Origin of the sequence: Vibrio fujianensis, from assembly GCF_002749895.1 — a bacterium.
GTDB lineage: Bacteria > Pseudomonadota > Gammaproteobacteria > Enterobacterales > Vibrionaceae > Vibrio > Vibrio fujianensis.
On the sequence record NZ_NBUS01000040.1, the window covers coordinates 206,375 to 212,520 of the forward strand.

General features: G+C 44.5%; 7 protein-coding genes. 5 read left to right on the plus strand and 2 right to left on the minus strand.

From position 1 onward, the window contains the following. Window positions 1–166, minus strand: a 166-nt coding sequence (locus B7C60_RS18190) for a helix-turn-helix domain-containing protein (RefSeq protein ID WP_245868809.1), incomplete at its 3' end; no start/stop codon positions are given. A gap of 130 nt (window positions 167–296) precedes the next feature. Here B7C60_RS18190 and B7C60_RS06815 point away from each other — a divergent pair. The 3 genes from B7C60_RS06815 (at window position 297) to hemB (ending at window position 3,349) form a co-directional block, all read left to right on the plus strand. Then, window positions 297–1,556 carry an adenylosuccinate synthetase gene (locus B7C60_RS06815; RefSeq protein ID WP_099611005.1) on the plus strand — a complete coding sequence of 420 codons (1,260 nt, stop codon included), beginning with the start codon at window positions 297–299 and terminating at the stop codon, window positions 1,554–1,556. Window positions 1,557–1,656: 100 nt separating this feature from the next. Continuing rightward, a complete protein-coding gene (locus tag B7C60_RS06820; protein ID WP_099611006.1) occupies window positions 1,657–1,872 on the plus strand; it encodes a DUF3820 family protein in 216 nt (71 codons plus the stop codon). A gap of 496 nt (window positions 1,873–2,368) precedes the next feature. After that, a complete protein-coding gene (hemB, locus tag B7C60_RS06830; RefSeq protein ID WP_212752268.1) occupies window positions 2,369–3,349 on the plus strand; it encodes a porphobilinogen synthase in 981 nt (326 codons plus the stop codon). Between the two features lie 304 nt (window positions 3,350–3,653). Here hemB and B7C60_RS06835 read toward each other — a convergent pair whose 3' ends face one another. Then, window positions 3,654–4,595 carry a LysR family transcriptional regulator gene (locus B7C60_RS06835; protein ID WP_245868758.1) on the minus strand — a complete coding sequence of 314 codons (942 nt, stop codon included), beginning with the start codon at window positions 4,593–4,595 and terminating at the stop codon, window positions 3,654–3,656. Window positions 4,596–4,703: 108 nt separating this feature from the next. On the opposite strand from B7C60_RS06835, the gene budA reads away from it, so the two are divergent. Then, entirely contained in the window at window positions 4,704–5,489 is a 786-nt protein-coding gene (budA, locus tag B7C60_RS06840) for an acetolactate decarboxylase (RefSeq protein WP_099611008.1), read from the plus strand. 32 nt (window positions 5,490–5,521) lie between these two features. Next, window positions 5,522–6,146, plus strand: a 625-nt coding sequence (locus B7C60_RS18195) for a thiamine pyrophosphate-binding protein (protein WP_245868760.1), incomplete at its 3' end; no start/stop codon positions are given.

The following is a 6,146-nucleotide window of genomic DNA, read 5'->3' on the forward strand; positions in this document are numbered from 1 at the left end:
AGCGAAAGGGATTTCGTTCAACTAGTTTAACTCGGGTTACCTGTTCTAACTGTTTAAGATGCAGGCTGACATTGGGTTGAGTCATATGTAGCGCTACTGCTGTTTTGCCAAAGTGCTGATATTTAGCCAAGGTTACGAAAGTATTTAACCAGTTGAAATCAAGCATGATGGCTCCGTGCATTTTACTTAGGGTTATATCGATATGATTTTCTTATTGGCATTATAATAATAATTAATTTTTCTTATTTCAATATTGAGCATAGGATGAGCTTTATTGCTTTTAAGGAGAGTAAATTATGTCGTCTATTGTTGTCGTTGGTGCGAACTGGGGTGATGAAGGTAAAGGTCGTATTGTTGATTATTTAGCAGATCAAGCCTCAGCCAGTGTTCGCTTTCAAGGCGGAAATAACGCCGGTCACACCGTAGTGAATGAATTTGGTACGTTTAAATTGCACCAACTACCGAGCGGCGTATTTAACCCAGATTGTTTAGCGGTACTTGGCCCAGGCATGGTAATTAGCCCTGAGCTATTAGCACAAGAAATGGCAGAAGTTGAGCAGTCTGGTGTGCCATTGCGTTTAGCCATTTCAGACCGAGCTACGCTATGTTTACCTCTACATGCCCTAGAAGACTCACTAGAAGAAGCTCGATTAGCTGATCGCGCCTACGGTTCAACTCGTCAAGGTATTGCACCGGCTTATGGTGATCGAGTGATGAAAAAAGGCATTTTAGTCGGTTGGTTAAAACAACCAGACGTGCTACAAGAGCGTATTCAATTTTGGTTAGATTGGAAATTACCGCAGCTTAAAGCGCTTTATCCAAGCTTTGAATTTAGTCAAAGTGCCGCTGAGATGACTCAATGGTTACTTGACGTGTCAAAACCTTGGTTGGATGCCGTCTGCAATGTCACCGTACCGCTTAAAGCGATCCAAGCTCAAGGGGGGCACTTACTGTTTGAAGCGCAACTAGGGGCAGGTCGTGACTTAGTTTATGGGGAATACCCTTGGACTACCTCTTCGAATGTGACTTCCGCTTATGCTGGTCTCGGCGGCGGTTTACCAGCGTTACGTCCTGAACGTGTGGTTGCGGTTGCGAAAGCTTTCAGTTCATCTGTGGGTACCGGCACCTTAATCACTGCGATGGAAGAGCAAGATGCCTTCCGTGAAAAAGCTAATGAATTTGGTGCAACAACCGGTCGCCCACGTGATATGGGTTATTTTGATGCGGTAGCAACGCGTAATGGGGTTGAGCTACAAGCGGCGACCGAAGTGGCACTGACTAAAATTGATTGTTTAACTGGGTTGGCCGATCTAAAAATTTGTGTCGGTTATGAAGGTAACCACAGCGAAAACCCAATTTGGCCACAAACCGCACAATTAGCCCCTATTTATGAGCAAATGGAGAGCTGGCAAGAAGATATTACCGGTTGCCGCACATTTGAGAGTTTACCGATTGCTGCACAAAAATATGTACAGCGTATTGAAGCGCTGCTGGGTGTTCCCGTTTCCATGATTTCTGTGGGGCCTGAGCGTGAGCAAATGATCTTACGCGGTTAATCGGGATCTTTTAAGCAACTAAGTCTCCCGCAGAGCTTGCTTTGCCTGGGAGACTTTTTGTATTCTAATTTTTCTGTGCGTTACCGAGCTTGGTTCATCGATGTTAGAAAAAGAAAATCTCATCAAATTGGCCAGAATGCCGATGCCTTTTGGTAAATATGCTGGAAGAGCGCTGATTGATTTACCTGAAGAGTACTTATTATGGTTCGCTAATAAAGGCTTTCCGGAAGGGGAATTAGGTCAGTTATTGCAGCTTTGCCTGGCATTAAAAATCGAAGGGTTGGACAGTGTGGTTAAACCCTTACAACGAATGTGATTGATGGGAGCAACCGTAAATTTTTAGCTCTTCAATTTACTAACAGTATCCGGGTGACTGAAAGAAGAGCGAACGGTAATTCCTAATCCAGCATTAATTGCACTTTATCATTGACTCAAACTTCGGCCAACATAGGTAATTTTCCCCGGAATTCTGTCTCGATCAAATGCTGCTATGGCTTGTTGTCTGATAACGTAAGATCCATCAAGCATAATTAATAGTACAGGTTTTGCGGTATCAAGGTATTCTCAATGGTGGCTTTTCTTCGAAGTGAAGGCGTTAGCGGACTGTGTGACCAGTTTGGTCGACCGAAGGTTAGGTTTATAGAGGGCGAACCAACGACACCGAATCCAGTATGTTCTCATGCGTGTATAAATCATCAGGTTTGCCAGAAGGCGGATATCCACAGTCTAAACGTTACCTCTTGGGAAACGGTGAGCGTCAACCGGAGCTAACGAACCCTTGCATCAATTAACTTAAATGAGGATATGATATTTTGAATACTGCCCCAACACGACGACTGAGACGTCTCCGCAGTTCCGAAGCTATGCGAGATTTATTACGAGAAACTCATGTGCAGCTAGGCGATTTAATTCACCCTATATTTGTCGAAGAGCATATAGAGCAAGCAGTGCCAATTTCTACTCTACCTGGGATAAGCAGAATCCCTGAATGTCATTTAGCGGATGAGGTTCGAGAACTTCATGCGTTAGGTATACGTTATGTGATGCCTTTTGGAATATCTCACACTAAAGATGCGCAAGGAAGCGATACATGGAATGAGCATGGTCTACTTGCACGTATGATTAAAATAATAAAGTCTGCTGTGCCAGATATGATGGTCATCCCGGATATTTGTTTCTGTGAATATACTGATCATGGGCATTGCGGAGTCATAAAAAATAGTAAAGTGTGTAACGACCTTACGGTTGAAAACTTAGTCAAGCAAGCTTTAACCGCAGCCCAAGCGGGTGCTGACATGTTAGCACCATCAGCAATGATGGATGGTCAAGTAAAAGCGATTCGTCTCGGTCTTGATGCCGCTGGTTATCATGATGTGGCAATTTTGGCCCATTCAGCAAAGTTTGCTTCTTCGTTTTACGGGCCATTTAGAGCGGCAGTAGATTGTGATCTCAATGGTGATAGGAAAGGCTATCAACTTGACTATGCCAATGGTCGACAAGCTTTACTCGAAGCTTCTCTTGATGAAGCTGAAGGCGCTGATATTCTTATGGTTAAACCGGGCACACCTTATTTAGACGTTCTCTCCCGCTTAAGACAAGAGACTCATTTACCGCTAGCGGCTTATCAAGTAGGTGGTGAGTATGCGAGTATTAAATTTGCGGCTCTGGCCGGCGCTCTCGATGAAAAACGAGTAGTGAACGAAACTTTTATTGGGCTAAAACGAGCGGGAGCTGATTTCATTGTCAGCTACTACACCAAGCAGTATGCGACATGGTTAAGTGAAGAAGATTAGCTGAGTATTTTACTATAATTTCAATAATTTCAATAATTTCAATAATTTACATAATTTCTCTGCTGTACTAAGACTGTGGGCTAAGGGAATGATCTTCGTCCACAATTATTTCATTTTCAGAGTCGGTAAATTCGCATTCAAGCGTTTAAAGCCTTAAGGTACTTTTTCTAATTTAATCGGATTGAGTTAGTCCAATAGCACTAACGGATTTTGAAGCTGCAGGGGTGCTGGCTACGTTCAATCACATCGCCTGTCTATGCTCATGGGGATGATGAGCCATCCGTGGCTCTCACCAAAGGCCAGCCTACGGCTGTTCAAATTTTTCACTCACTTGCTGCCGACCTGCAACTCCACGTTGTTTAGGGATAGAACTGTTCATACATCGAATACTGTGACTAATTAAGGGATGATGATGATGGCTATTCCATACTAATGCGACCTGACTGACAAAAGGCATGTCGTTAAGATGTTGTATAACGACGGATTGATCGAGATGCTCAGTTAAAGATAACGGTACAATGGCGATACCAAAACCGGCTTGTGCCATGGTAATCGCGGTGCGTAGTTGTGGTGTGGCGTAAGGCCGAGCAATATGTACCTCAGCATTGTGTAACGCTGCCTCAATACGGTCGTACAACGCAGGACCTGTATCACGGGGAAACATCAACACATTTTCATGATGTAACTGAGCTAAATAAATGCTTGAGTGGACGGCTAAATGATGACTGACTGGGGTGACAGCGACAAAAGGATCATCAAATAAGATCAGTTGTTTGAGTGACTCACTGGCATAGCAAGGTAAACGCAGAAAAGCCAGCTCTAGACGCTGTTGTTTAAGTAACGTAACCAGCTCGGGCATTGAGTGTTCAACGGCAATTAAATGGAGAGTTGGGCACTGTTCATGCAATTGGCGGATATTCTCTAAAACGCTACGACTGCTCGCTGTTGAGGAGGCAAACCCGATGCGTAACTCTTGTTTTTCACCGCGCGCAATTTGTTCTAACTTTCGCTGACAGCACTCAACCTCTTGCAAAATGTGCTGCGCATCATGATAAAACTCTTCCCCAGCGGCAGTAAGTTCAACTCCGCGAGATAAACGTTTAAATAAGGCAATGCCTAACTCATCTTCTAATTTTTTGATCTGTTGACTCAGCGGTGGTTGGGCCATGCCCAACTGTTCAGCCGCGCGGGTAAAATGCTTAGCCTTAGCAACCGCGACAAAATATTTCATATAGCGAAATTCCATGGTTCATCCATATTTTTTTTATATCAAAATAAATCTTTTTTATATTGGATTTGTTGTGCGCATGAAGTCAATCTAAATATACGCTTTGGTTCATATTAGGGTTGAATGATGCAACGTTTTATCTCTGCGGTCTGTTCTTGTCCTCAGCAGATTGCACAACAATTTTCTCACTATCAGCAAGGCTCAGGAGAAGGAGAAATTTATCAAACTTCGCTGATGAGCGGCTTAATTGCCGGTGTTTATGAAGGTTCAACAACCATTGCCGAACTGCTTAAACACGGAGACTTCGGATTAGGGACATTTAATCAATTGGATGGCGAATTGATCGCTTTTGATCGTCAGGTTTTTCAACTGCACGCCAATGGTTCCGCGCATCCTGCTCAACTTGATCAAAAAACGCCGTTTGCGGTGTTTACTTTCTTTAAACCAGACATTGAATTACCCATTAATGACACGTTAACCCGTCAGGAAGTGCATCAGCTTATCGATCGCTTGGTGCCTAGTGACAATGTATTTTGCGCGATTCGGCTTGAAGGGGATTTTCCATTCGTCCAAACCCGCACCGTTCCTAAACAGCAGCGCCCTTATCGGCCGATGCTCGAAGCAATCAAACAGCAGCCCATGTTTCATTTTGAACATCAATCGGGGGTGATGGCGGGGTTTCGTAGCCCACGATATACCACGGGGATTAATGTCCCCGGTTACCATGAGCACTTTATTGATCAAGCGAGAACAGGGGGCGGTCATGTTCAAGATTATGTCGTTGCGTCGGGTTTTTTACAAATCGGTCGTGTGTCGCGCTTAGTGATTGATATGCCGGTATCAAGTGAGTTTCTTGGTGCTGATTTGATGCCAAAAGATCTTCATTCCGCCATCGAAGCGGCTGAAAAATAATCCACCATTCTGTCAGTCAAAAAGGAAAGGTTATGTCATCTCATCATGCCTTGCGCAATGGGGCGCAGTTAATTGCACAACAGTTAGAAACCTTAGGTGTTCGTTATGTGTTTGGTATACCCGGCGCGAAAATTGATCGGTTATTTGACGCACTTGAAGATACCCACATTCAACTGATCCCGGTCAGACATGAAGCCAATGGCGCGTTTATGGCGGGTATCATGGGCCGTTTAACCGGTAAAGCGGGAGTCACCTTGGCGACCTCAGGGCCGGGCTGTGGAAATTTAGTGACTGGTGTTGCAACGGCCAATGCCGAAGGCGATCCGATGTTGGCTATTGGTGGTGCGGTAAAACGAACTTACCAGCAAAAACAGACTCACCAGAGTATGGATACCGTGAGCATTTTTCGCTCGGTAACCAAATACAGCGCAGAGATCCAACATGTTGATGCGGCGAGTGAAATCATGGCTAATGCGTTTCGAATTGCCGAGTCTGGTCGTCAAGGGGCATGTTTTATTAGTGTTCCGCAAGATGTGTTAAGTGCTCAAACGGAGACCGATTTAGTCATCCCTCCCAGCTATCGCCCAACGGGCTATGCTGATTTAACGGCGGTTGAAGAGGTTGCCAATCGGATCAGTAAAGCACAGCGTTGTGTGG

Coding starts and splice junctions, on each gene's coding strand:
- B7C60_RS06815 (WP_099611005.1), top strand. CDS start 297: ATGTCGTCTATTGTTGTCGTTGGTGCGAACTGGGGTGATGAAGGTAAA.
- B7C60_RS06820 (WP_099611006.1), top strand. CDS start 1,657: ATGTTAGAAAAAGAAAATCTCATCAAATTGGCCAGAATGCCGATGCCT.
- B7C60_RS06835 (WP_245868758.1), bottom strand. CDS start 4,595: ATGGAATTTCGCTATATGAAATATTTTGTCGCGGTTGCTAAGGCTAAG.
- budA (WP_099611008.1), top strand. CDS start 4,704: ATGCAACGTTTTATCTCTGCGGTCTGTTCTTGTCCTCAGCAGATTGCA.